19 protein-coding genes are annotated in these 25,278 nt (G+C 45.8%); 10 read left to right on the top strand and 9 right to left on the bottom strand.

All coding sequences use genetic code 11. The features are described from left to right. Nucleotides 1–18 precede the first annotated feature (18 nt). Genes gspG through gspC form a run of 5 tightly spaced genes read right to left on the bottom strand, consistent with a single transcriptional unit; the run spans nt 19 to nt 6,194 of the window. Nucleotides 19–462, bottom strand: coding sequence for a type II secretion system major pseudopilin GspG (gene gspG, locus NB504_RS08485; RefSeq protein ID WP_010319321.1), 444 nt, complete (start codon nt 460–462; stop codon nt 19–21). 50 nt (nt 463–512) lie between these two features. Then, complete coding sequence (gene gspF / locus NB504_RS08480) at nt 513–1,733, bottom strand: type II secretion system inner membrane protein GspF (RefSeq protein WP_017045694.1); 1,221 nt, start codon at nt 1,731–1,733, stop codon at nt 513–515. Further along, complete coding sequence (gene gspE / locus NB504_RS08475) at nt 1,733–3,232, bottom strand: type II secretion system ATPase GspE (RefSeq protein ID WP_019282846.1); 1,500 nt, start codon at nt 3,230–3,232, stop codon at nt 1,733–1,735. The genes gspF and gspE overlap by 1 nt, the downstream gene beginning before the upstream one ends. Further along, entirely contained in the window at nt 3,229–5,259 is a 2,031-nt protein-coding gene (gene gspD / locus NB504_RS08470) for a type II secretion system secretin GspD (RefSeq protein WP_094145036.1), read from the bottom strand. The genes gspE and gspD overlap by 4 nt, the downstream gene beginning before the upstream one ends. Before the next feature lie 38 nt (nt 5,260–5,297). After that, nucleotides 5,298–6,194, bottom strand: coding sequence for a type II secretion system protein GspC (gene gspC / locus NB504_RS08465; protein WP_235800280.1), 897 nt, complete (start codon nt 6,192–6,194; stop codon nt 5,298–5,300). A gap of 337 nt (nt 6,195–6,531) precedes the next feature. Here gspC and hslR point away from each other — a divergent pair, with 337 nt between their 5' ends. The 4 genes from hslR (at nt 6,532) to NB504_RS08445 (ending at nt 11,833) form a co-directional block, all read left to right on the top strand. Next, nucleotides 6,532–6,918: a ribosome-associated heat shock protein Hsp15 gene (gene hslR / locus NB504_RS08460; protein WP_026028320.1), complete on the top strand. Its 387-nt coding sequence runs from the start codon at nt 6,532–6,534 to the stop codon at nt 6,916–6,918. Nucleotides 6,919–6,949: 31 nt separating this feature from the next. Further along, a complete protein-coding gene (hslO, locus tag NB504_RS08455; RefSeq protein ID WP_013855441.1) occupies nt 6,950–7,825 on the top strand; it encodes an Hsp33 family molecular chaperone HslO in 876 nt (291 codons plus the stop codon). Nucleotides 7,826–8,162: 337 nt separating this feature from the next. Then, on the top strand, nt 8,163–9,791 hold the full coding sequence (pckA, locus tag NB504_RS08450; RefSeq protein ID WP_013855443.1) for a phosphoenolpyruvate carboxykinase (ATP): 1,629 nt from the start codon (nt 8,163–8,165) through the stop codon (nt 9,789–9,791). 107 nt (nt 9,792–9,898) lie between these two features. Further along, nucleotides 9,899–11,833, top strand: coding sequence for an AsmA family protein (locus NB504_RS08445; protein WP_258428642.1), 1,935 nt, complete (start codon nt 9,899–9,901; stop codon nt 11,831–11,833). Here the strand turns inward: NB504_RS08445 and NB504_RS08440 are convergent. The 4 genes from NB504_RS08440 to typA all read right to left on the bottom strand — a co-directional run bounded on the left by NB504_RS08440 (nt 11,794) and on the right by typA (nt 16,076). Beyond that, entirely contained in the window at nt 11,794–12,726 is a 933-nt protein-coding gene (locus NB504_RS08440) for a bifunctional GNAT family N-acetyltransferase/hotdog fold thioesterase (protein ID WP_081245091.1), read from the bottom strand. The genes NB504_RS08445 and NB504_RS08440 overlap by 40 nt on opposite strands. Before the next feature lie 72 nt (nt 12,727–12,798). Then, nucleotides 12,799–13,233: a D-aminoacyl-tRNA deacylase gene (dtd, locus tag NB504_RS08435; protein WP_013855445.1), complete on the bottom strand. Its 435-nt coding sequence runs from the start codon at nt 13,231–13,233 to the stop codon at nt 12,799–12,801. After that, the gene (locus NB504_RS08430) at nt 13,205–14,119 is read right to left on the bottom strand and encodes a virulence factor BrkB family protein (RefSeq protein ID WP_258428641.1); all 915 of its coding nucleotides are present in this window, start codon (nt 14,117–14,119) and stop codon (nt 13,205–13,207) included. Before NB504_RS08430 ends, dtd begins: the two co-directional genes overlap by 29 nt. Before the next feature lie 133 nt (nt 14,120–14,252). Continuing rightward, complete coding sequence (gene typA / locus NB504_RS08425; protein WP_010319743.1) at nt 14,253–16,076, bottom strand: translational GTPase TypA; 1,824 nt, start codon at nt 16,074–16,076, stop codon at nt 14,253–14,255. Nucleotides 16,077–16,576: 500 nt separating this feature from the next. Between typA and glnA the strand changes: the two genes are divergently transcribed. From glnA to add, 6 genes are all read left to right on the top strand, one after another. Further along, nucleotides 16,577–17,986 (top strand): glutamate--ammonia ligase, encoded by a 1,410-nt coding sequence (glnA, locus tag NB504_RS08420; RefSeq protein ID WP_017043509.1) that lies wholly within the window; start codon nt 16,577–16,579, stop codon nt 17,984–17,986. 172 nt (nt 17,987–18,158) lie between these two features. Beyond that, complete coding sequence (locus NB504_RS08415; protein WP_405054804.1) at nt 18,159–18,716, top strand: DUF4124 domain-containing protein; 558 nt, start codon at nt 18,159–18,161, stop codon at nt 18,714–18,716. A 134-nt stretch (nt 18,717–18,850) separates the two neighbouring features. After that, the gene (gene glnL / locus NB504_RS08410) at nt 18,851–19,897 is read left to right on the top strand and encodes a nitrogen regulation protein NR(II) (protein WP_026027507.1); all 1,047 of its coding nucleotides are present in this window, start codon (nt 18,851–18,853) and stop codon (nt 19,895–19,897) included. A 39-nt stretch (nt 19,898–19,936) separates the two neighbouring features. After that, nucleotides 19,937–21,340, top strand: coding sequence for a nitrogen regulation protein NR(I) (gene glnG / locus NB504_RS08405; protein WP_258428639.1), 1,404 nt, complete (start codon nt 19,937–19,939; stop codon nt 21,338–21,340). Between the two features lie 81 nt (nt 21,341–21,421). Further along, a complete protein-coding gene (locus NB504_RS08400) occupies nt 21,422–23,995 on the top strand; it encodes an EAL domain-containing protein (protein WP_258428638.1) in 2,574 nt (857 codons plus the stop codon). A gap of 91 nt (nt 23,996–24,086) precedes the next feature. Then, complete coding sequence (gene add / locus NB504_RS08395; RefSeq protein ID WP_258428637.1) at nt 24,087–25,091, top strand: adenosine deaminase; 1,005 nt, start codon at nt 24,087–24,089, stop codon at nt 25,089–25,091. Nucleotides 25,092–25,278: the final 187 nt, after the last annotated feature.

Below are 25,278 nucleotides of genomic sequence, written 5' to 3'. Positions count from 1 at the left end.
CTAAGGCCGCCCTCTCTCTTATTGGAAATCTTGCATGTTCCAGTTGCCTATGTCGGCACTGGCGCCTTCGCCACCCTCTTGACCATCAGCACCTAGCGTGAAGATATCAATCGTACCGTTATCACCAGGGCTTAAGTATTGATAAGGGTTGCCCCAAGGGTCATTTGGCAAACGGCGAATATAACCGTTATCGCGGTAGTTGCGTGGCTCAGGATTCGACGGCTTGGTCACTAGCGCTTCTAAGCCTTGATCTGTCGTTGGGTACACGCTGTTGTCTAATTTATACATATCCAACGCATTTTCGAGTGCGACAATATCGGTAATCGCTTTTTGTTGGTCAGCTTTTTCTTTATTACCGAGCAAATTAGGCACCACAAAACTCGCCAAAATACCCAAAATAACCACAACTACCATCACTTCAAGCAAAGTAAAGCCCGACTGTTTATTTGTTTTTGTTCTCATTCCAATCTCCAACATAGTTTGGTCGTTATCATTGCAGAATTCAGTCATGATCAACGACTCATTAAATTATTCATTTCTAAAATCGGCATCAAGGTCGCCATCACGATAAACAGTACCAACCCAGCCATCAATGCAATCAATGCCGGGGTAAAAATACCTAATGCGATGTTGACCGTCGATTCAAAACTCGCGTCTTGGTTATCGGCCGAGCGCGTCAGCATACTTTCGAGCTCACCACTTTGTTCACCACTGGCGATCATATGCAGCATCATCGGTGGAAATAACTTGGTTTGCTCAAGCGCTTTACGCAAGCTCGACCCTTCGCGAACATTGTCAGCCGCCAACAACACTTGTTGCTTAACGTATTTATTGGACATCACATCCACCGCTACACGCATCCCATCCAAAATAGGAATCGCACTGGAGGTACAAATAGACAAAGTTCGCGCAAAACGCGCAGTATTGAGACCGCGAGTGATTTTGCCAATCAACGGCATGCCGATGATTTTTTTATCCCACTTCAACCGCAAGTTCGGCTTGCTTAGCAACCATCGGACGAGATAAATCAAGATCACCAATAGCACCAGCAATTGGACACCCCAATGCTGGATAAAATCACTTGAGGAGAGTAAAAATTGAGTCGACTTCGGTAATTCTTGCCCCATTTGGACAAATTGTCCGACGATTTTAGGCACCACAGCCGCCAGCAAAAAAGCCACAATACACACCGCGAACACCACCAACACCACTGGATAAATCATCGCTTGTTGTAACTTGGAACGCATTTTTTGGCGATTCTCAGCATAGTCCGCTAAACGCTCAAGCACCGAATCCAAATGACCTGATTTTTCGCCCGCTTCAACCATCGAACGAAACAGGTCATCAAAGATATGTGGGTAATCACCTAAGCTGTCTGACAAGGTATACCCCTCAGTCACTTTGGAACGAACAGCGGCCAACATGGTGCGAATACGCGGCTTTTCCGATTGTTCAGATACGGCTTTCAAACACTCTTCTAATGGCATGCCTGACTGCACTAAAGTGGATAACTGGCGAGTAATGAGCGCTAAATCCGGTGTACTGATACCGCGCTTAAAACTCAAAGGCGATTGCTCACGCTGAGCCGCTTTCGCTTGCGTCTCAATGAGTTCAATCGGTATAAGCCCTTGCTCTTTTAAGCGCTGGCGAACCTGCCGAGCATGGTCCCCCTCAATAACACCCTTTTTTTGTTTGCCTTTGGCGTCGAGCGCTTTATATTCAAATGCCGCCATTATGCTTCCTTCGTCACTCGCATCACTTCTTCAAGTGAGGTAATGCCTTTCAGCACTTTATCGAGCCCGTCATCACGAATGCTCGGTGTTTTCGCCCGCACCGCTTTTTCAATCGCTTGCTCTCCGGCTTCGCTATGAATTAAGGCTTGTACCTCATCATCAATCAGCAACAATTCATGTATACCCGTTCGGCCTCGATACCCTTTGTGATTGCATTTGTCACAGCCCTTCGGACGATACAGTGTCAGCGACTCTTTTTTCTTACAATTGAACAGTTTTTTCTGCTCATTATCAGCTTGGTAGGCCTCTTTGCAATCTGGACATAAGGTACGCACTAAGCGTTGTGCCAATACGCCAAGCAGCGATGATGAGATCAAAAAGGGTTCAATTCCCATATCGCGCAAACGTGTTATCGCACCGATGGCGGTATTGGTGTGCAAAGTCGACATCACCAAGTGCCCAGTTAAAGACGCTTGCACCGCAATCTGCGCGGTTTCTAAATCACGAATTTCCCCAACCATGACCACATCCGGGTCTTGACGCAAAATAGCACGTAATCCTCGCGCGAAAGTCATGTCCACTTTAGGATTGACTTGAGTTTGGCCGATACCATCAATATCGAACTCAATCGGGTCTTCAACGGTTAAAATATTACGTTCGTTGCTGTTGAGCTCTTGCAGGCCAGCGTACAAGGTGGTGGATTTTCCTGAACCGGTTGGGCCCGTCACCAAAATAATGCCATGCGGTCGTTTGATTAATTGACGGAAGCTTTCGTGGTTGGCGGCCGTCATTCCTAGACTGTGCAGATCTAAGCGCGTGGCGTTTTTATCTAGCAAACGCATCACCACACGCTCACCGTGAGACGAAGGCATGGTTGACACGCGAACATCGACCGCTCGGCCGCCAATGCGCAATGAAATGCGTCCATCTTGTGGTACACGTTTTTCAGCGATATCAAGCTTAGCCATTACTTTGACGCGTGAAACCAGCAACGGCGCTAATTTACGACTCGGCGCTAACACTTCACGCAGTACCCCATCGACACGAAAACGAATCGACAAGATTTTCTCAAAGGTTTCAATATGAATATCCGACGCACCCTCTTTGATCGCTTCGCCAAGCATGGCGTTGATCAATTTGATGATGGGCGCATCGTTTTCTGACTCTAACAAATCTTCATTTTGCGGCAGCTCTTCGGCTAATGAGAAGAAATCATCACTGTCAGCACCGATATCTTCCATTAATTGTCGCGCTTCTGACGAGTCTCGTTGGTAAGCTTGGGTTAACTTACTTTCAAACTCGGCCAGTGAAATTTCAACCAAGTTGAGCGGCTGTTTCACGACTCGTTTCACTTCGACCAATGACTCGATAGCCAACGGAGCGACATAAAATAACGTCGGTAGCTCGTTGTCTTCTACCAGCTCTAATACCAATTTAAAGCGATTGGCAAAGCTAAATGGTAAACGACGGTAGTGAGGTTGCGACAAAACTTCGGTCATTGCTGTTTTTCCATTTGTTCGATAAAGGCTTGTACTTCCGCAGAATGGGTGCGCTCATCGCCAAACTTAGGCAGCACAGGAATATTGTCGTTCGCCATCAACTTCAAACCGCGATCAGCGTTATAAAGCTGCTCTGCACGAATGTAGTTGTACTTACGCTGAGTGATGCCATCGGCCGTCATGCCATCACGAATGATGGTCGGCTTAATAAAGACCATCAGGTTTTTCTTCTCAACTTGGGTACTGGTCGATTTGAACAAATAGCCTAAAACCGGTATATCGCCTAATAGTGGAACTTTGGATTCACTTTCGACCGCGCGCTCATCAATCAACCCCCCCAGAACTAACATTTGCCCGTCTTGAATGATGACCGATGTGTTTAATTGACGCTTTGCAAAACGCACATCGACGGCACCATTCGCTCCTAATACGTTGGATACCTCCTGTTCAATTTTCAGTTGAACTGAGTCGCCTTCGTTGATTTGTGGTACCACTTTCAGCTTGATACCGACCTCTTTGCGTTCTACGGTTTGGAAAGGATTATCGTTATTTGCGCCCGCGCTCGAACCCGTCAAAACAGGCACCTCTTCGCCCACGATGAAGGAGGCTTCTTCATTATCCATCACCGTAATACTCGGTGATGACAAGATGTTCGAGTTGGAGTCACTCGACACAGCGCTGATAAGGGCCGTCCAGTCGCCCATCACTAAGCTCATGGCTGCACCATTGACCGCACCGAGCGCTGACGCCAAAGTAGAGTAATCCCCTTTGGTGGTAGTGTTTTCATTACGCAAGAAAGTACCATCAGAATTATAAACCGCTTTACTGGTGGTGGTATCTTTGGCTTCTTCTAAACCAATCATTACCTTACCGATTGGCGCGCCCGCGTTGCCATACTGAATTACAGAGCCGTTATCGAGTGAGCCCCATTGCACGCCTAAGTTGATGCCATCCCCTTCAGCCATTTCAACAATCAGCGCTTCAATCAATACCTGAGCGCGACGAATATCCAACTGCGCAACCACATCTTCTAGCTCTTTCATAATGTCTTGCGGAGCGGTAACAATTAAGGAATTGGTCGGCGCATGTGCTGAAATCATCACTTCAGTGCGTTGTGAACTTTGCCCCGTTTTTTGCCCAGACTGTTTTTCGGCCTGCAAGTTGTCAGACACTCCTTTCAGCACATCAACCAAATCTTCCGCTTTCGCATTCTTTAGATAAATGACGCGGTTATTGCCTCTTGTTGCCATCTCAACATCAAGCTGAGTGATCAATCGCTTTAGGCGTTCACGGACTTTAGGATCACCTGAGATCAAAATCGAATTGGTACGATCATCGGCCACCAGCTTAGGCTGCAAAAACTCTGGGGTATTTTTAGCATCCGTAGTTTTGTTTAATGCCTCCACAATACGCACCATTTCAGCGGCAGATGCATTACTTAGTTCCACAACCTCAATGTCTTTGTCACCGGCTTGGTCAACTCGTTTGATGATATCGGCTAAACGGTTGACGACCGCAGCACGACCTGTAATCAAAATGATGTTCGCCGGATCATAATGCACTACGTTGCCCGCTCCTGCGTTATCGATCAACTGGCGTAGCAAAGGTGAAAGCTCTCGTACCGAAACATTCCGCACCGCAACAACGCGCGTGATCACGCTATCACCATTCTCTTTTCCTTCATCGCCAACCACAGGAATCGCAGACGTTTTGGCATCTTTCGACTTGATCACTTTGAGCACACCGTTGTCCATCTCCACCACGGCAAAACCATACACTTCCAATACATTCAAAAAGAAGCTGTAGTATTGCTCTTCATTAAGCGTGTCATAGCTGCGGACATCAACCTTCCCCCGAACTGAAGGATCAACAATGATTGTTTTTTCAAGATTACGGCCCACGATATTGATGAATTCTTGAATATCAGTGCCTTTAAAGCTGGCACTAAAATCGTTTGCCATGACTAACGGCGATGACAACAAGCCACCCATCAATAACCACGTCGTTTTGTTTAACCAATGCTTCACGTCTTACTCCCTAAACTCATGCTCATGCATCAGTCTGTCTAAAATTGGATATAAATGTCATGGGATTGCCCGTCTCTTTCGACTGTTAAGTTCATTTCGGTTAACTCAGAGACTGACTGAAAAATCTTATTCATGGCGTCCGGGTCCGTTAAATCCTGACCGTTTAACGCGATTGCGACATCGCCATCTTGTAGCCCTACCGACTCAAACAACTCAGGAGATTGCCCAGGGCTCACTCTGTATCCAAGCACTTTGTCATCACGTTTCACTTGCGACAGGCGTACATATTTAAAGATTTCTTGCGGATTGCTGGCAATAGCGGCGCGAATGTCATCCAACTTCTCTTCTGCAGACGCTGGGTTATTACCACGCACATTCGATGCAACAACGCGCTCAGGCGTTGCTACACTCGGTTTATGATAGTCAATTCCATCCAACATCAAGGTTTCATCGCGCCCTGAGTTGTCAATAATGACGCGATCATTGAACACCGCTTTCAATTTGACACGGGTTCCTTCAATGACTTCGTTAACACCATAGGTCGCTTGGCTACCGCGATTTGCGATTACCGCTAGACTCTTACTCGGTTCATTGCTAGCCACCACCCCAACCAATAATAAGCTAAGGCTGGTTTTAGGTGCATCTTTGACCACAGGCTGTGCGGCTTCGACCTTCTGCTCGCTATAGCGACCAAATAAACTTCCTTGTTGTAAAGAAGAGAGATCAAGCGAACGCGTCGCATTCGGCGTTGATGCGATTGCTCTTGGAGACCAAGGCGTTATATCAACCGCGTTTTGCTGAATCAGCCACACCATTTTTCCTAGAATCCAAGCCGACGTGACCAGCAATACTAAGGTAAGAAATTGGCTGATTTGTTTCTGCCATTGCGGTATTTTTTGTAGCAAACCTGCTTGCCATAAGCGAGATGAGGTCATACTGCTAAAATCGATTCGCCTCAAAAGATGTCCTTACTGATATTTTCTTACTTCAACCATGATATTTCACATTCATGAGCCGTTAGCCAGACGAAAACCGGCGGATTGGCCTCAAATTATACTTCCATTTCATTTAAACTATGCTTCCATTTAAATGGAACAGATACATAAGACCGCGAAGATCGCGCTACAAAAACACATTAATATATCATAGGAGACATTCTCGTCATTTTTACTGACATTATTTTGTCGGGTAGCTTGAAAATCTGGAACCAAAACACCATTGTAAAGGCCATAAAACGTACAAGACTAACTCCCTTTGAGGCACATTTGTAGTATGAGTTCTGCGACAGAGCAAATAAGATTGGATAAATGGCTATGGGCAGCACGATTTTATAAAACGCGGTCGATCGCACGCAGTATGGTCGATGGTGGTAAAGTCCATTATAATGGCCAACGCACCAAGCCAAGCAAAATTGTCGAGCTTGGGGCAACGATTACCTTGCGCCAAGGCCAAGAAGAGAAAATCGTCACTGTGATCAATCTGTTAGGGCAAAGGCGCAGCGCGCCAGAAGCACAAACCCTGTATTCGGAAACCGCAGCAAGCATCGCCAAACGTGCCCATCATGCCGAGCAACGTAAGCTCAACGCACACAACCCAAGCCCCGAACGCAGACCAGACAAAAAAGAGCGTCGTGACATCATTAAATTTAAACATCAATAAAAGCTGGACCATGTTCCGAGGAAATAGCTAAATGGCAAATAACATTTTAAATCGCTACTTATTTGAAGATCTATCCGTACGTGGCGAGTTGGTACAATTAGACGACGCGTATCAACACATCCTTTCGAGCCAGGAATATCCAGCCCCAGTACAAAAACTTTTGGGCGAACTGCTCGTCGCAACGACCTTGCTAACCGCAACGCTGAAGTTTGAAGGCTCAATTACCATGCAATTGCAAGGCAATGGCCCAGTTTCCTTAGTCGTTATCAATGGTGATAATGAACAGAAAGTGCGTGGTGTCGCACGCTGGAAAGGCGATATTGCCGATGATGCCGACCTACACACTTTGATGGGTAAAGGTCATTTAGTTATCACTATCGAGCCCAAGAAAGGCGAGCGCTACCAAGGTGTGGTCGGTTTAGAGGGTGACAACTTAGTGGAAGTGCTGGAAGGTTACTTCATCCGCTCTGAACAGTTGAAAACACGCCTTTGGATACGCATTGGTACGCAAGATGGAAAAGCCTGTGCCGCTGGCATGTTGCTGCAAACCATTCCGGACGGAACGGGTACGCCCGATGATTTTGAGCACTTAGAGCAGTTAACTAACACCGTAAAAAACGAAGAGCTGTTCACCTTAGAAGCCACTGATCTGTTGTATCGCCTGTATAACCAAGAGAAAGTTCAGTTGTTCACCCCACAACCCGTGGAATTTCATTGTGGTTGTTCACGTGAACGCAGTGGGGCAGCCATCATCACAATAGGCAAAGAGGAAATTTACGACATTTTATCGTCTGAAGGATCCGTTTCTTTACATTGTGACTACTGTGGCACCAACTACTCATTTGAAGAGGCTGAGATCGCAACACTCTACGCACAAGCCTCCTCAGGAAGCGACACAATTCATTAATTTGCATGAATTAACAAGCACGAAGAAAACGTATCAGAGCCAGCTTTATGCTGGCTTTTTTTGTGATCAAAACCCAGCAAAATCAAGCCTTAAACAAACAGAATGGCGTACTTATTTTTTTAAAAGTATTAATCTTATTGATCTAGCGCAAAGGTTTGCGTACGCGATAAAATAGTTGCGCCAATATGTGACGGGACACCTAAAACCACAGGAGTGTCATGGGCAATTTTTGAACTGTGTCCCTGTTTTATCCCCCACCCGTTGCTAGCATGGTGAGCAGATAACAATTACAAACATTATTACAAAATCCCTACAAAATCTCTTACAAGGAGCACCTATGACCGTTATGGAACATACAAAGGCTGCACAACTAGACCTGACCAAATACGGAATAACCAACGTAGTCGAAGTGGTTCGCAACCCAAGCTATGAACTGTTATTTGCCGAGGAAACTCGCCCAGACCTTGAAGGCTACGAAAAAGGCGTCGTCACTGAACTTGGCGCTGTTGCCGTTGATACTGGCATTTTTACAGGCCGCTCACCAAAAGATAAATTCATTGTCAAAGATGACACCACACGCGATACCCTATGGTGGACATCTGAACAAGCGAAAAACGATAACAAACCGATTAACCAAGAAGTATGGAATGATCTAAAAGCACTAGTGGGTCGTCAACTATCCGCTAAACGTCTATTCGTTCTTGACGGTTACTGTGGTGCCAACGCAGATACGCGCCTTTGCGTGCGCTTCATTACTGAAGTGGCGTGGCAAGCGCACTTCGTCAAAAACATGTTCATTCGTCCAACAGAAGAAGAGCTAGCTAACTTCGAACCTGATTTTGTGGTCATGAATGGTGCCAAATGCACCAATGACAAATGGCAAGAGCAAGGCCTGAACTCAGAAAACTTCACTGTGTTTAACTTAACGGAAAAAATGCAGTTGATCGGCGGTACTTGGTACGGCGGTGAAATGAAGAAAGGGATGTTCGCAATGATGAACTACTTCCTTCCACTGCAAGGTATTGCTTCAATGCACTGCTCAGCCAACATGGCTAAAGATGGCGATGTGGCGATTTTCTTTGGCCTATCTGGCACAGGAAAAACCACACTCTCTACCGATCCAAAACGCGCGTTAATCGGCGATGACGAGCACGGCTGGGATGATGATGGCGTGTTTAACTTTGAAGGCGGTTGCTACGCGAAAACCATCAAGCTCTCCAAAGAAGCCGAGCCTGACATCTACAACGCGATCCGCCGTGATGCGCTACTGGAAAACGTCACAGTACGTAGCGATGGTTCGATTGACTTTGATGATGGTTCTAAAACCGAGAATACTCGTGTTTCTTATCCTATCTACCACATCGAAAACATCGTTAAGCCTGTATCGAAAGGTGGTCACGCCAATAAAGTGATCTTCCTATCTGCGGATGCATTTGGTGTGCTTCCACCAGTCTCTAAATTGACTCCAGAACAAACCAAGTATCACTTCTTGTCTGGCTTTACGGCAAAACTAGCGGGTACTGAACGTGGCATCACCGAACCAACACCAACCTTCTCAGCCTGTTTTGGCGCAGCGTTTTTAACGCTCCACCCAACACAATATGCCGAAGTGCTGGTAAAACGTATGGAAGCAGCTGGTGCTGAAGCTTATCTAGTCAACACTGGTTGGAACGGCAGCGGTAAACGCATCTCGATTCAAGATACCCGCGCCATCATTGACGCTATCTTAGATGGTTCGATTGAGAAGGCAGCAACCAAGCATATTCCAATCTTCAATCTTGAAGTACCAACCTCACTACCTGGTGTGAACCCAACCATTCTCGACCCACGCGATACTTACGTGGATCCTCTACAATGGACAAGCAAAGCTGAAGATCTCGCCTCGCGCTTTATCAATAACTTTGCCAAGTATACTGATAACGCAGAAGGTAAAGCATTAGTGGCCGCAGGCCCACAACTCGACTAAAACTGATAAGTCAGTAGCAAGCCCCTTTGATAAGGGGCTTTTTTTGTTGCTGCGTGAGGTAATTTGTTTCACTCTGTCGCAGGTAACGATTTACGAGTAAGGACACCATGAACAAGGCTTTGGCATTGCTGATTGCGATCATCGCGCTATTTCTCACTTTCATGCTAGGTATGTTTGCACTGCTACATACCTCTTATGCTACTCCCGTTGCTCAAACTCTCGTTGAACGACTTTTGAAAGGAAACGTGACGTTTCAATCTCTTCAATACCAGTATCCTTTGCATTTTCAGTTCAACCAATTAACACTGCGGCAAAATAAGCAGCATATCCCGATAGAGCAAGCCGATATTTGGCTCAGCCCACAGCTCATTCGCGACCAAAAAATCGCCGTTGATAGCGTGCTACTTAGTGGTATCAGTCTACAAAATGGCCTTCCTACCGATTTGCGATCATGGCCCATTTCGGTGAGCCAAATCGCGCTCAATCACGCAGACATCGCCCAACAAGGTTGGCTAGCGCGCGGTGTTAACCTACAGATTAAAAATCCACATTGGCCGGATGCTCCAACAGCTCTGCCTTTCGGCGAGATACAACTCTCAGCTGAACAATTTTATTGGCAAGGAGAAGCGCTGAATAACCTACTGCTCGATATGGATTACAAACCTGCCAACAGCACCGTCTATGGGCTCTCGTTGTCATGGCGCGGCGCGGCTATTTCAGGTCAAGCCGAGCAGTATCCTCAAGGTTGGTCGCTGATCAATGTGACACTGGAAAAACTCAATCTTAGCCGAGATATGAGTCATTCCTTACGCCAATCGGGTTGGTTTCAGCTCTTTGACAAAATAGACCATATCAATAGCTTAGATATTTTAAACAGTCAGATCGAGCTTGCGGATATCAGCTTGCGTAACGTCGATATTTCGCTGGAGAACATTTATCCACACAGCAATATTTGGCAGCAGCAACAAGGTAAGTTCTCGCTGCAAGCCGACGATGCAACTTGGCTAGGTCAGCAGTGGGTGGAGCCGACCTTTAGCCTGCGCACCGAGCCGGGTAAACTGATCATTGAGGATTTTAGTAGTGAATTTAAGCAAGGTGATATTCAATGGGCGGGTGTTATCACCCCAACCTCAGCATCGCTGCAACAGCTCACTATTCGCGGTGTAAAATGGGTGAGCGAAAGCAAAGATGATTTTACGTCGCTGAGCCAGCATTGGCCGTGGCTTGATAACCTCACCATCGAGCAACTCACCATCGCCAATAGCCAACTCATTCAATTATTTGCGCCACCTTATTGGCAATTGTCTGGTGTCCATGCCAAAGGGAAGCAGTTAACTCTCGTAAAAGAAAAACGCTTGGGATTGTGGCAAGGCACGCTCAATATCAGCGCAAACAGCGCCAGCTACGATTCACTATTGAGCACGCAAAGCGTCGTTGAGATGCGCAGCGAGCAAGGCCAATGGTACCTAGATCGTTTATTCATGCCGTTAGAAAACGGTTATATCGATGCCACTGCGCGTTGGAATTTCCAAACGTTAAGTCAGCCTTGGCAAACCAACATTCATGCCGATGGGCTACCGCTAGCGGTGCTCAATAAAGTCACCCAGCTTCCCTTTACCATAGAGGGTCTCAGTGAATTGGAAGCGCAGGTCAACGGCCTCGCCGGAGACTACGCCACCTTCGCCCACTCCCTCACAGGTGAAGCAACGCTCAATATTCGACAAGGCATATTAACGCTAAGCGATCCTGAGCAAAACCTCAACCATGAGCCGTTTACGCTCGAAGGTTTAGTCATTCACTCAGACAGAGGGCGGATGATGATTAATACAACGCCGCTGGTTGGAAAGACGCTCAAGGCAAACCTTGATGGTCACGTGGATTTGGTCAAGTTGGAGAAAGGACAACTTAACCTTAACCTCCAACAGATGTGCCGTGAGATGCACTTCGAACTGCTCCACAACACACAGCACACCATCTATTCGTGTGATCCAGAAACCGACACTTACTCAGCCGATGATGCGGCGGCTAACAATGCCTTGTAATTGGGGATCAACATATAGGTTCCCGTAAATTCAACGGCGGGTTTACCGCCACTGGTGATAGTGACATTGACGACGATACGCGCTTTACGTCCACTGGCTAAACGATCTAAATCGCCACTAATGCCATCCAATGAAGTGAAGGCTAAAGGGTTATGCACCACAGGGTGACGATAGCGGATGCGGCTATCAACCAAAACAATATCGCCATTCAGGCTTCGCTCACGCATCAGCAACCATGCCATTCCCCATCCGGTCAAGGTGGCAAGGGTAAATGCCGAGCCTGCAAATAAGGTGTTGTGTGGGTTCAAATTCGGATTGAGCTGAGCGCTGCACTCAAATTGGTAGCCCGTATATTGAGTCACCTTAATGCCCATTTTTTCGCTGATAGGAATGTGCGTGGCCCAGCGTTCTTGCAGTTCAGTACACCATTCAGGTTTGCGAATCACATTGGCCATGGGATCAAGCGGTTTGATCATTTGTTGATGTCGAACCGGACCGCGTTCATCATTGAGCGAGCCCCGGCGTTCAAAACCGTTCTTTTCATAAAATGCAATCGCATCTTCACGGGCGCTACAGACTAGGCGCTTTGCACCTTCTTGACGAGCCAGCGACTCTAGCGCCACCAGCACCAAAGAGCCCATACCTTTATTGCGACGGCTACTTTTAACCGCCATATAGCGAATTTGCCCTTCGCAATCTGGCGTAATGTACAAGCGACCAATAGCAATCGGTCGGTTACGACCATCGACAATCATCCTGTGGTGGCTCATGCCATCATACTCATCACGCTCCGAGCCGATCGGTAAATGCCATGGCTCACGCAGCATTTGCCAGCGAAAATGGTAGTATTTATTCAGTTGGTTGTCGGTACTTGGCGTAATCAGTTTAAACATTTGGTTATCCCTAAATCACAGCCTCTCATACTCCGCATGATCCCAACGAAGGAGGCTCTATCCATTTCTTTATTAAACTTGAAGCCAGAATGTTACTGGGCCATCATTAATCAGCGAGACTTTCATATCTTGTGCAAAGCGGCCACGCTGAGTTGGCAAAATGTGCTCACACAAATCCGAAAAGTAATCATACAGACGCTCAGCATCAGCAGGGTGTGCACCTTTTGAAAATCCGGCACGCGTGCCCTTTTTGGTATCGGCTGGCAATGTAAATTGAGACACCACTAAAACCTGACCGTTCACTTGTTGCACGTTCAAGTTCATTTTTCCTTCTTCATCTTCAAACACGCGGTACTGAGTCACGCGTTCGACTAGACGTTTGGCCTTTGCCTCATCGTCATCTCTTTCGACCCCAAGTAGCACCAGTAAGCCTTGATTGATTTCGCCAACCACTTCCCCATCAACACGTACCGCCGCTTCACTCACTCTCTGGATCAACGCTATCACTCTGATTTCCCTTTATCATTTGCTCGGAGATAGGCAATGAGTTTAGCATTTTTTGCTCATTGCTCCAGTGCTCTTTTTCACCCAAAGTCGCCGTCACCTCCGCCCCAACGAGCACAATCATCCAGCATAAGTAGACCCACACAAACAGGATAGGGATCGCCGCCAGTGCGCCGTAAATCAGTTGATAGGAGGGAAACTGAGTAATATAAGCAGCAAACCCTTTTTTACTGAACTCAAATAAAATAGCCGCCACCATTGCCCCGACCAAGGCGTGTGAAAGATGCACTTTTTTATTCGGCACCAGCAGGTACAAACCGACAAAAGCAGAGAATGACAAAATAAAAGGTAGCCAGCGCAGCAACAAATTATAAGCACCAGAGAGTGCTTCGCTGTCAATAATCTTGAGTGAGGTAATATACGAGGTTGCCGCAATACTCGCGCCGACTAAAATTGGCCCGAGCGTAAGAACCATCCAATACATTGAAAAAGAGAGCACCATGCGCCGTTTGTTTTTAACTCGCCAAATGTAGTTCAAATTCTTGTCAATATTGGAAATCAGCATTAAAGCTGCAACGAATAAAAATGCCCCGCCCACGGCCGTCATCTTACCTGTATTCGCGATAAATTCGAGCAACGCCTCTCGCACTACATCGCCTGCGGCAGGCACAAAATGGGTGATCACAAAATCTTGAATAACCATACCGACATTGGCAAAAATAGAAAATGAGGAGAGAATTGATAACAGCACGGTAAGCATAGGTACGATCGACAACAACGTGATATAAGCCAAATAGCCCGCATTAACATTGACGCGGTCATGATCCATCCGGCTGAGTAAATAACGCGTAAACAGTAAACATTGTTTGCCAAGCTTTTTAATTTTCAAATGCCTTCTCCCTGCTTATTTTTATCATCAATCACCATTCTATACCTAAAACTGACTATATTGCAGATAAGCAAAGGGCGAGAAGTACACTCCTCGCCCTTAGATTAACTCGTTAACTTAGACCATGACGGTATTAGCCACGGCTTGCACGTTTACGATCATTTTCAGTCAAATGACGTTTACGGATACGAATGCTCTGCGGGGTCACTTCCACTAGTTCATCGTCGTCAATAAACTCAAGTGCTTGCTCAAGTGTAAACTTAATTGCAGGTGACAATACTTGCGCTTCATCAGTACCAGAAGCACGAACGTTTGTCAGCTGCTTGCCTTTCAAGCAGTTCACTGTTAGGTCGTTAGAACGGTTGTGGATACCGATCACTTGGCCTTCGTACACTTCATCTGCGTGCTCAGTAAATAGGCGACCGCGCTCTTGTAGGTTGAATAGAGCGTAAGTCAACGCTTTACCTGTCGCGTTAGATATCAACACGCCGTTGTTACGTTGACCAATGTTACCGCCTTTGTGTAGGCCGTAATGATCAAACGTATGGTAAAGCAAACCTGAACCTGAGGTTAAGGTCATGAATTCTGTTTGGAAACCAATCAAACCGCGAGAAGGCATCATGAAATCAAGACGCACACGGCCTTTGCCGTCTGGAGTCATGTTCGTCAGCTCACCTTTACGTAGGCCGATTTTCTCCATCACGCCGCCTTGGCTCTCTTCCATCACATCGATCGTTACGGTTTCGAACGGTTCCATTTTCTGGCCGTCTTCTTCCTTCAAAATAACTTCAGGACGAGAAACCGCAAGCTCAAAGCCTTCACGACGCATGTTCTCAATCAGGATTGATAGGTGAAGTTCACCACGACCTGAAACGCGGAAGCGATCTGGGTTGTCGGTTTCTTCAACACGCAATGCTACGTTATGAACAAGCTCTTTTTGCAGACGCTCAAGGATATTACGTGAAGTCACGTATTTACCTTCTTTACCTGCAAACGGTGAGGTATTGACTTGGAAAGTCATGGTCACTGTCGGTTCATCAACGGATAGCGGCACCATGGCTTCAACACAGTTTTGATCACAAATGGTGTCTGAAATTTTCAGCTCACCTAAACCTGTTACCGCAATGATGTCGCCAGCGTTAGCTTGTTCAACTTCGTTACGCTCAAGGCCAAGATAACCCAGAACTGTACCAACTTTACCGTTACGTTTCTTACCATCAGCACCGACAACTGTTACTTGTTGGTTCGCTTTTACGCTACCACGAGTCACACGACAAACACCGATCACACCAACGTAAGAGCTGTAATCAAGTTGAGAAACTTGCATTTGTAGTGGGCCATCAAGGTCAACTTGTGGTGACTCTACATTGTCAACGATCGCTTGGAACAAAGGTTCCATGTTTTCGCCAACTTCACCTTCGTTAAGTGTCGCCCAACCGTTCAGTGCAGAAGCATAAACCACTTTAAAGTCGAGCTGCTCATCCGTTGCACCAAGGTTGTCGAACAGGTCGAACACTTGATCCATAACCCAATCAGGGCGAGCACCAGGACGGTCAATTTTGTTAATAACAACGATTGGTTTCAAACCGTGAGCAAAGGCTTTTTGTGTTACGAAGCGAGTTTGTGGCATTGGGCCATCAACCGCATCAACAATCAGCAAAACAGAGTCAACCATTGACATGATACGTTCAACTTCACCACCGAAGTCGGCGTGTCCTGGAGTATCTACGATGTTGATACGGAAATCATTCCAGTTAATGGCTGTATTTTTTGCAAGGATAGTGATACCGCGCTCTTTCTCGATATCGTTCGAGTCCATGACCCGCTCTTCCGTATTACCGCGAGACTCTAACGTACCTGACTGTTGCAGCAGTTTATCAACCAACGTTGTTTTACCGTGGTCAACGTGTGCGATGATCGCGATATTTCTTAATTTATCAATCTGTGGAGTAGCCATGGATTTTGCTTCACTTATTAAGGGAGTAACTCGCTTCGGCATGAGGCCGCAACGAGCATAGAACTTGATTAAAAAAACGGTCAATAATGTACCAGATTTTGGCGAAAAACCTAGAAATATGTGATCTATCGCGCTGATTTTCGCTCACCACAAGCTTAGTCCGCTACTTGCTTTAAAACAAATTGCATCAAAATGGACTAAATCAGCATTGACAAGCCTAGTAAACCTAGGCTGAATAGTGTGCGCTTTGGTAGTTAATGGTGCAACATAAAACTCAAGGCACCAAAATAGTGCAAATAAGGATCTTTTTGGTGCAGAGAAGCATTTAAATTCGACAAAGAACAACCAAAGCAATTGAAATTAAAGGATTAATTTAATTGGCACGAATTTAGCTTTATTAGAAACAGCATCGATTAATAAGTTTAGAATGAAATTAATCAATGCTAGTTTCAATTCGATTCGGGCCATTACCGCTTTAATAACACTGGAGGTTATCCAAGATGTCAGTAGAAAACGTTCTATCGCTGATCCAAGAAAACGAAGTTAAGTTTGTTGACCTGCGCTTTACCGACACGAAAGGCAAAGAGCAACATATCTCTATTCCTGCTCATCAAGTCGACGCAGACTTCTTCGAAGAAGGTAAGATGTTCGATGGTTCATCCGTTGCTGGCTGGAAAGGAATCAATGAGTCTGACATGGTGATGATGCCTGATGCATCAAGTGCAGTTCTTGACCCGTTCACAGAAGACGCAACACTTAACATTCGTTGTGACATTCTAGAGCCTGCAACCATGCAAGGCTACGATCGTGACCCACGTTCTATCGCAAAACGCGCAGAAGATTACATGCGTTCAACAGGGATCGCAGACACCGTTCTTGTCGGTCCAGAGCCAGAGTTCTTCCTTTTTGATGACGTGAAATACACCAACAATATGTCTGGTGCCTCATTCAAAATTGATGATATCGAAGCGGCTTGGAACACTGGCGCTGAAATTGAAGGTGGTAACAAAGGTCACCGCCCTGGTGTGAAAGGTGGTTATTTCCCTGTTGCACCGGTTGACTCATCACAAGACATCCGCTCAGCCATGTGTTTGATCATGGAAGAGATGGGCCTCGTCGTTGAAGCTCACCACCATGAAGTAGCGACCGCAGGTCAAAACGAAATCGCCACTCGCTTTAATACGCTAACCACGAAAGCCGATGAGATCCAAATCTACAAATACGTGGTGCACAACGTTGCGCACGCCTTTGGTAAAACAGCGACCTTCATGCCTAAGCCTCTTGTTGGCGACAACGGTTCAGGTATGCACGTTCACCAATCTCTTGCAAAAGATGGTGTAAACCTATTTGCTGGTGACAAGTACGGCGGTCTATCTGACTTAGCGCTTTACTACATTGGCGGTATCATCAAGCACGCGCGTGCCATCAACGCATTTGCTAACCCATCAACAAACTCGTACAAGCGCCTTGTCCCTGGGTTTGAAGCACCGGTAATGCTAGCTTACTCGGCTCGTAACCGTTCTGCGTCTATCCGTATTCCAGTAGTACCAAGCCCGAAAGCACGTCGTATCGAAGCTCGTTTCCCAGATCCAGCAGCAAACCCATACCTAGCGTTTGCCGCTCTTCTAATGGCTGGTCTTGATGGTATCAAGAACAAGATCCATCCAGGAGAAGCGATGGATAAAGATTTGTACGACCTACCAGCAGAAGAAGCCGCTGAGATTCCAAAAGTAGCCGAGTCACTTGAAGTGGCACTAAAAGCACTGGATGAAGATCGTGAATTCCTGACCGCTGGCGGCGTATTCTCTGATGATTTCATCAACTCATACATCACGCTAAAAGCAAAAGATGTAGAACGCGTCAACATGGCCGTTCACCCACTAGAATTTGAATTGTACTACTCGGTATAATTCTTAGCTTTAGTACAAAATGTAACTTAGGTTATGGATTTATTAGGCTCGCCTCGCAGGTGAGCCTTTTTCATATTTGGGGTTAATTCCGGACATCGTAACATTAGCGTTACAACAATAACGGCACTCAAAAGCCGATACCCTTAACGTGAAAATATCTCTATATAGGGGGATGACTGTGAATCTGATCCGAACTTTACTCCTAACACTCATCATGCTTTATTCCGCGACTTCAATTGCACAAAACGTCTATACGTGGGTGGATGCGAACGGCGTGTTGCATCTTAGCGATGTCCCACAGGATAAGAGAGCAAAGCAAATTTCGATTCCTGATTTTCAGGCCGATGCGCCTGAGCCAACCTTTGAAACCTCTCACCCCGTCACTAACCTCACCAAAAATCTGCCACTGGAAAAATCCGCAACCAATATCAACAAAATGGAACCGCTGACCATTGCAATTCGCTCTCCGGCTGACGATGAAACCTTACGCAGCAATGCGGGCGTTATTTCAATCAACGCCGAACTCAATCGCAACTTAACCGTCAGTGAACAGTTGCAATTGGTCATGAATGACAAGGCCTATGGCGCTCCCACCACTCAACCTACTTGGACGCTGAAAAATCTAGATAGAGGAACGCATCGCTTTTTAATTCAAGTAGTTGTAAACGGCAAGATTATTGCATCGTCTAACCCTGTGACGGTGCATTTACATCGAGCCAGCATCAAGTGATGAACTCTTCGCCAATAAGCTCGATATAACAACAGGTTTCACTTTTTCTTCTGACACCGATGCGCCATACTTAGCCATGCAATGCACCAAAGTTGTGCATTGCATCATTTGGGAACACGGACAAGGATGAAAACGTGAATTGTGAGCTAAGCCAAACGATTTTAAATAATATCGTTACCGCCACCTTGATGCTCGATGAGTCTCTTTGTATCCGTTATGCCAATCCAGCGGCTGAACAACTCTTCTCCCAAAGTGCTAAGCGAATTATCAACCAACCACTGTCAAAACTCATCCAGCACGCTTCTCTTGATTTAGCGCTGCTTTCTCAGCCGTTGCAAAGTGGCCAAAGTATTACTGATAGCGATGTTACGTTTGTGGTCGATGGTAAGCCACTGATGCTGGAAGTGACCGTGAGCCCTATATCTTGGCAACGCGAGCTGATGCTTTTGGTCGAAATGCGCAAAATTGGTCAACAACGACGGTTAACACAAGAGCTCAATCAGCACGCCCAACAGCAAGCGGCAAAACTCTTAGTTCGCGGGCTGGCGCATGAAATTAAAAACCCATTAGGTGGGCTACGCGGCGCAGCGCAACTGCTAGAAAAGATGTTGCCGGACCACAGTCTCACTGAGTACACCCAAATTATTATTGAACAAGCCGATCGACTGCGCGCGCTCGTTGACCGTTTGCTCGGCCCACAAAAACCGGGCAAGAAGTGCTCTGAAAATCTCCATGTAATTTTGGAAAAAGTCCGCCAATTGGTTGAGCTAGAAGCCAGCACACACTTGGTGATTGAACGAGATTATGACCCCAGCTTGCCCGATATTTTGATGGATACCGATCAAATCGAGCAGGCATTACTGAATATCGTCAGCAATGCGGCACAGATTTTATCTCATGATCCGCATGGTAAAATCACACTGCGCACCAGAACAGTGCACCAAGCCAATATTCACGGACAGCGCCATAAGTTAGTGGCACGCATAGAAATCAGCGATAACGGCCCAGGCATTCCTACCGAATTACAAGACACACTGTTTTATCCCATGGTCAGCGGCCGTGAAGGTGGAACGGGGCTGGGTCTTTCTATCTCACAAAACCTGATCGATCAGCACAATGGAAAAATCGATGTTGAAAGCTGGCCAGGTCGAACCACATTTACTATTTATTTACCCATTTGACCGATGTCTGATTGGGTTTGCTGCTAAGGAATAAACATTATGAGTAAAGGATACGTTTGGGTGGTGGACGATGATAGTTCGATCCGCTGGGTGATGGAAAAAACGCTCTCATCAGCCAACATAAAATGCGAAACGTTTTCCGATGCCGAAAGTGTGTTACTGGCGCTAGAAAGAGAAACGCCCGATGTACTCGTTTCCGATATTCGCATGCCGGGCATGAATGGTATTGAGCTGCTAAACCAAGTTCATTCACGATCTCCTGAGTTGCCCGTCATAATCATGACTGCCCACTCAGATCTTGATGCCGCGGTGAATGCCTATCAAAAAGGTGCCTTTGAGTACCTGCCTAAACCTTTTGATGTCGATGAAACCCTCACCTTGGTTGAACGTGCCATTGCGCATAGTCAGGAGCAGCGCAAAGAACAATCCAATCAACAGATTGGCGTTGATAGTACACCGGAAATCATTGGAGAAGCCCCTTCAATGCAAGAGGTATTTCGGGCGATTGGCCGTTTATCACGTTCCTCAATCTCAGTATTGATCAATGGTGAATCAGGAACCGGGAAGGAGTTAGTCGCTCACGCGCTTCATCGCCATAGCCCACGCGCCCAAAAACCGTTTATTGCCCTCAATATGGCCGCAATTCCAAAAGATCTCATCGAGTCAGAACTGTTTGGTCATGAGAAAGGAGCATTCACTGGTGCAAACAGTGTCCGCCAAGGGCGTTTTGAGCAGGCCAATGGTGGCACCCTATTCTTAGATGAAATTGGCGATATGCCGCTCGACATTCAAACTCGGCTACTGCGTGTTTTAGCCGATGGTCAGTTTTACCGTGTAGGAGGGCATTCAGCAATCAAAGTTGATGTACGCATTGTCGCCGCCACTCACCAAAACTTAGAAAAACTCGTTCATCAAGGAAAGTTTCGTGACGACCTTTTTCACCGTCTCAATGTCATTCGTATTCATATCCCAGCACTGCGTGAACGAAGCCAAGATATAGAAAAACTGACCAAGCACTTTCTCGCCTCTGCAGCAAAAGAATTAGGCGTAGAAATGAAAACGCTGCATCCTAAGAGCATTGAAATTTTGAATCGTCTTGAATGGCCGGGAAACGTACGACAACTTGAAAATATGTGTCGCTGGTTAACTGTAATGGCCAGTGGCAGCGAGGTGCTACCCAGTGATCTTCCTTCCGAATTATTGTCGGAAAAGAAAAATAGTGACTTTGATGGTGCTATAAGTTGGCAACAACAACTCGCAAGTTGGGCTAAATCTTCATTAGCTTCAGGAGAAACAGAGCTGCTTTCTTATGCACTTCCTGAATTTGAACGTATACTTTTGGAAGCAGCACTTCATCACACCAATGGTCACAAACAAGACGCAGCTAAGGTGCTTGGGTGGGGGCGCAATACGTTGACAAGGAAGTTAAAAGAACTTTACTGATAATTTTTTAATGATCAGGTGCAGTGATTCACTTTCTGGCACAATGCAATCACCCACCACCTTGCGTGTTTTACCGATAATTTGTATGGATGCAGAAGACACGACATGTCATTTACGAATCAAATAACGTTGAAAACAGCCGTTGTTCTACCATTTGTTATGATTTTCCTCATAACGATTGGAGTGATTGTGGGTGTACAAAAATACAGTTATGAAGAGATGGTTGATGACATTAGCAGCAAGCAGCTTTCATCATTAAATGCCAATGTAGAGCAGCGGCTGATCAGTTTTCTCGATGAACCTTTTCAAGCCAGCCTCGCTTTAAGCCACACGATCGGCTTTAGTCAGTTCTATTCTGCGGACGATGTCAGTAAAATAGAAGGATATCTGCTTGCCAGTTTTGAAACGCTTTATCGACCGCTAGAACAAATTGATGTGATCGGATTTGGTGGCGAACAGGCGGAGTACGTGGGCTTTCGCAAAGAGATTGGTGATAGTTTTACCTTGATGGTGAAAGATAATCGAACTCAGCAAAACTTGGTGATCTACTCAGGAAAAACCATCAATCAAGATATTCGCTCCACCATTGCCGATTATGATCCAAGAACTCGCCCCTGGTATACTCCAGTTGCACAAAGTTTAAGCCCAAGTTGGTCGCCAATCTACACTAATGTTGATGAACGCCAAGAGATCACGCTCTCTGCTTTAGCACCCGTTTTCTCTATGAACAAATTCATCGGTGTTTTGGTGACTGATGTGAAAATCGATACGTTCAATGCGTTTCTGGCCTCACTGCAACAAAAAACTCATGCCAACGTGTATATTATTGATCCAGAAAAAAGATTGGTGGCTCACTCCAATACCAGCACCGTTGTCTCTTGGGGGACCGAACTGTCGGCAAAAGGAGAGCGACTACTGGCTATCGAAAATGCCAACCCAGTGATCCAAGCCAGTGCACATTATATTGATAACCATGACAAAATGCTGTCAGCAACACTCAACAAATTCGAAACGGTAGTTGATGGCACCCGCTATTTTAATCATCTCACTCCCTTTAAAGATAAACATGGCATCGAATGGTTTATTGGCGTCTCGATTTCAGAAACCGATCTACTTGGTCGATTGCCAGAAAACCAACAAAACAGTTGGATTATTGGCGGTATTGTCAGCCTTATCGGCATCGGTATAGGGCTCATTGCCTTTAATCGAATCACCACTCCAATTACCGCTACCGCTGCTGCTGCTCAGCATCTAGCACAAGGGGATTGGGAAAGTAACATGCCGAAAGCTGGCAATATTTATGAAACGAGTTTGCTTGTTTATTCATTCAATGAAATGGCCAATAACCTAAAAGCCTCATTTAAGGCACTGCATTCCCAATTGATCTACGATTCCCTAACCAAGCTCTATAGCCGTGAAGGTTTAATTGATAACTTTAGCCAATCAAATCAAATTAATGGCAGCCTATTGCTTATCGGCATCGATAAATTCAGAGATATTAATGACAGCTTGGGACATCAGCAAGGTGACTTACTATTACAAATTATTGCTGAAAAATTACGCACACTATTTGCAAGCACCTCATGTATTGCTCGTACAGGTGGTGATGAATTCGCTATTTACATCCCCTCTTTACAACAAAAGAATGAAGCCCAATCCGCGGCTAACAGCATATTACAAATGTTTGCTGTCCCATTCTCAATGCATAATGAAAAAGTGGTCGTCAATGCCTCCATTGGCATCGTACTCCCTAATGACACACTCCATACTATGGCGCTATGGTTACGTAATGGTAGCATTGCACTCAGCCACGCCAAGCAAGAGCGCTCAAGGATCTGCTATTACTCTCCAGAGATGGACGATGTTTCTCGTAAACGTACGCAAATGCTCACTCAAATTAAGCTTGCCATAGAGAACAAAGAATATATCCCGCATTATCAACCAATTGTAAACTTATCAACGGGAGATATCATCGGAGCTGAAGCCTTGGCACGCTGGGTGACACCAAGCGGTGATATCATTCCCCCCTTGGAATTCATTCCTATCGCTGAAGAAAGCGGCTTCATTGGCCTGATTGGTGAGCAAATCTTGTATCAAGCGTGTTTTGACACAATGCAAGGCATCAAGATGGGTAAATGGGGATCGACGTTTAAAATGCACGTCAACCTCTCAGTGAACCAGCTATCTCAACCTCAGTTTGTTCATGAACTCAAAGCGACTTTGGAAAGAACGGGGCTTGAACCCAATAACCTCGCTTTAGAGATCACAGAATCAAGAATTGTTGATAACGACCCAGTTATTTTAGCAAACATGAACAAACTCAAAGAGCTGGGCATCCATATCGCGATAGATGATTTTGGTACCGGATACAGCTCCCTTTCTTATTTACATCAACTTCCATTCGATTGTCTAAAAATAGACAGGGCGTTTGTATCGCAGCTCGAACAGACAAATCTCAGTAGCTCAGTCGTTGCGGCAATCATCAACATGACTCGTGGGTTTAATGTCGAAATTGTAGCAGAAGGTATTGAAACCAAAGAGCAAGTCCATCTCCTAACCATACTTAACTGCACTCAGGGGCAAGGCTTTCTGTTTAGTAAAGCCATCCCTTTTAACGAATGGTCAACAGATATGGTAAACATAAAAGCCAAATAAACAGAATTGGGTGATTTAATACTCTTTGCTAGCTGACACTGACCACATTGATTTTTATACTTGATGCCATACACACTTTCGGAAAAACATAATGATAACTAAAAATCTACCGCTTACTGATTTGCATCGCCATCTTGACGGCAACATTCGAACCAAAACTATCTTAGAACTAGGGCAACAATTTGGTGTAGCGCTGCCAGCTGGCAACATAGAAGAGCTCACACCTCATGTACAAATCGTCGAAGCAGAGCCATCATTGGTCGCTTTTTTATCAAAACTTGATTGGGGAGTTGCCGTATTGGGTGATCTCGATGCTTGCCGAAGAGTCGCCTACGAAAATGTCGAAGATGCCTTAAATGCTCAAATTGATTATGCCGAGCTGAGGTTCTCTCCTTACTATATGGCTATGAAACATCAACTGCCTATCGCTGGCGTTGTTGAGGCTGTAGTTGATGGGGTACAAGCGGGCGTTCGAGACTTCGGTATTCAGGCTAACCTAATAGGAATTATGAGCCGCACTTTTGGCACCGATGCTTGTCAGCAGGAGCTAGACGCTATTTTGACTCAAAAGCAGCACATTGTTGCAGTCGACTTAGCGGGCGATGAACTTGGTCAGCCGGGCGAGCGATTTATTTCTCACTTTAAACAAGTACGAGATGCAGGACTAAGAGTTACAGTACATGCTGGAGAGGCGGCGGGGTCAGAAAGTATGTGGCAGGCAATTAAAGAGCTAGGTGCAGAACGCATTGGACACGGAGTAAAAGCCGTCCATGACCCTAAGCTAATGGATTATCTTGCCAAACATCGTATTGGCATTGAGTCTTGCCTAACGTCAAACTTCCAAACGAGCACAGTAAACTCTCTTGCTCATCATCCTATAAAACAGTTTTTAGAGCATGGGATACTTGCTTGTTTAAATACTGATGACCCAGCGGTTGAAGGTATTGAACTTCCATATGAATATGAAGTTGCAGCACCTCAAGCGGGTCTTTCTCAAGAGCAGATCAGACAAGCGCAAATTAACGGATTAGAATTAGCCTTTCTTTCAGACTCAGATAAAAAAGCACTGTCAGCCAAAGCCGCTTTGCGTAGCTAAATCTCCTGAACCATGTCTCTCTAGCCGATGTTTAATACATCGGCTTTTTTATACCTAAGACATAGAGACCGAAAAGAATAAGAATAGATTGAACAAAGTGTAGCTACCACACGACGGTCCTGCGAGTGATAAAAAATAAAATGCTCTTTTGCTCAAACGAAAAAAGCCCTGCTATTACTAGCAGGGC

Origin of the sequence: Vibrio sp. RM-69-4 (assembly GCF_024743775.1) — a bacterium.
In the GTDB taxonomy this organism is placed as follows: Bacteria; Pseudomonadota; Gammaproteobacteria; order Enterobacterales; family Vibrionaceae; genus Vibrio; species Vibrio anguillarum.
This window is presented reverse-complemented; position numbering and strand designations above follow the sequence as displayed.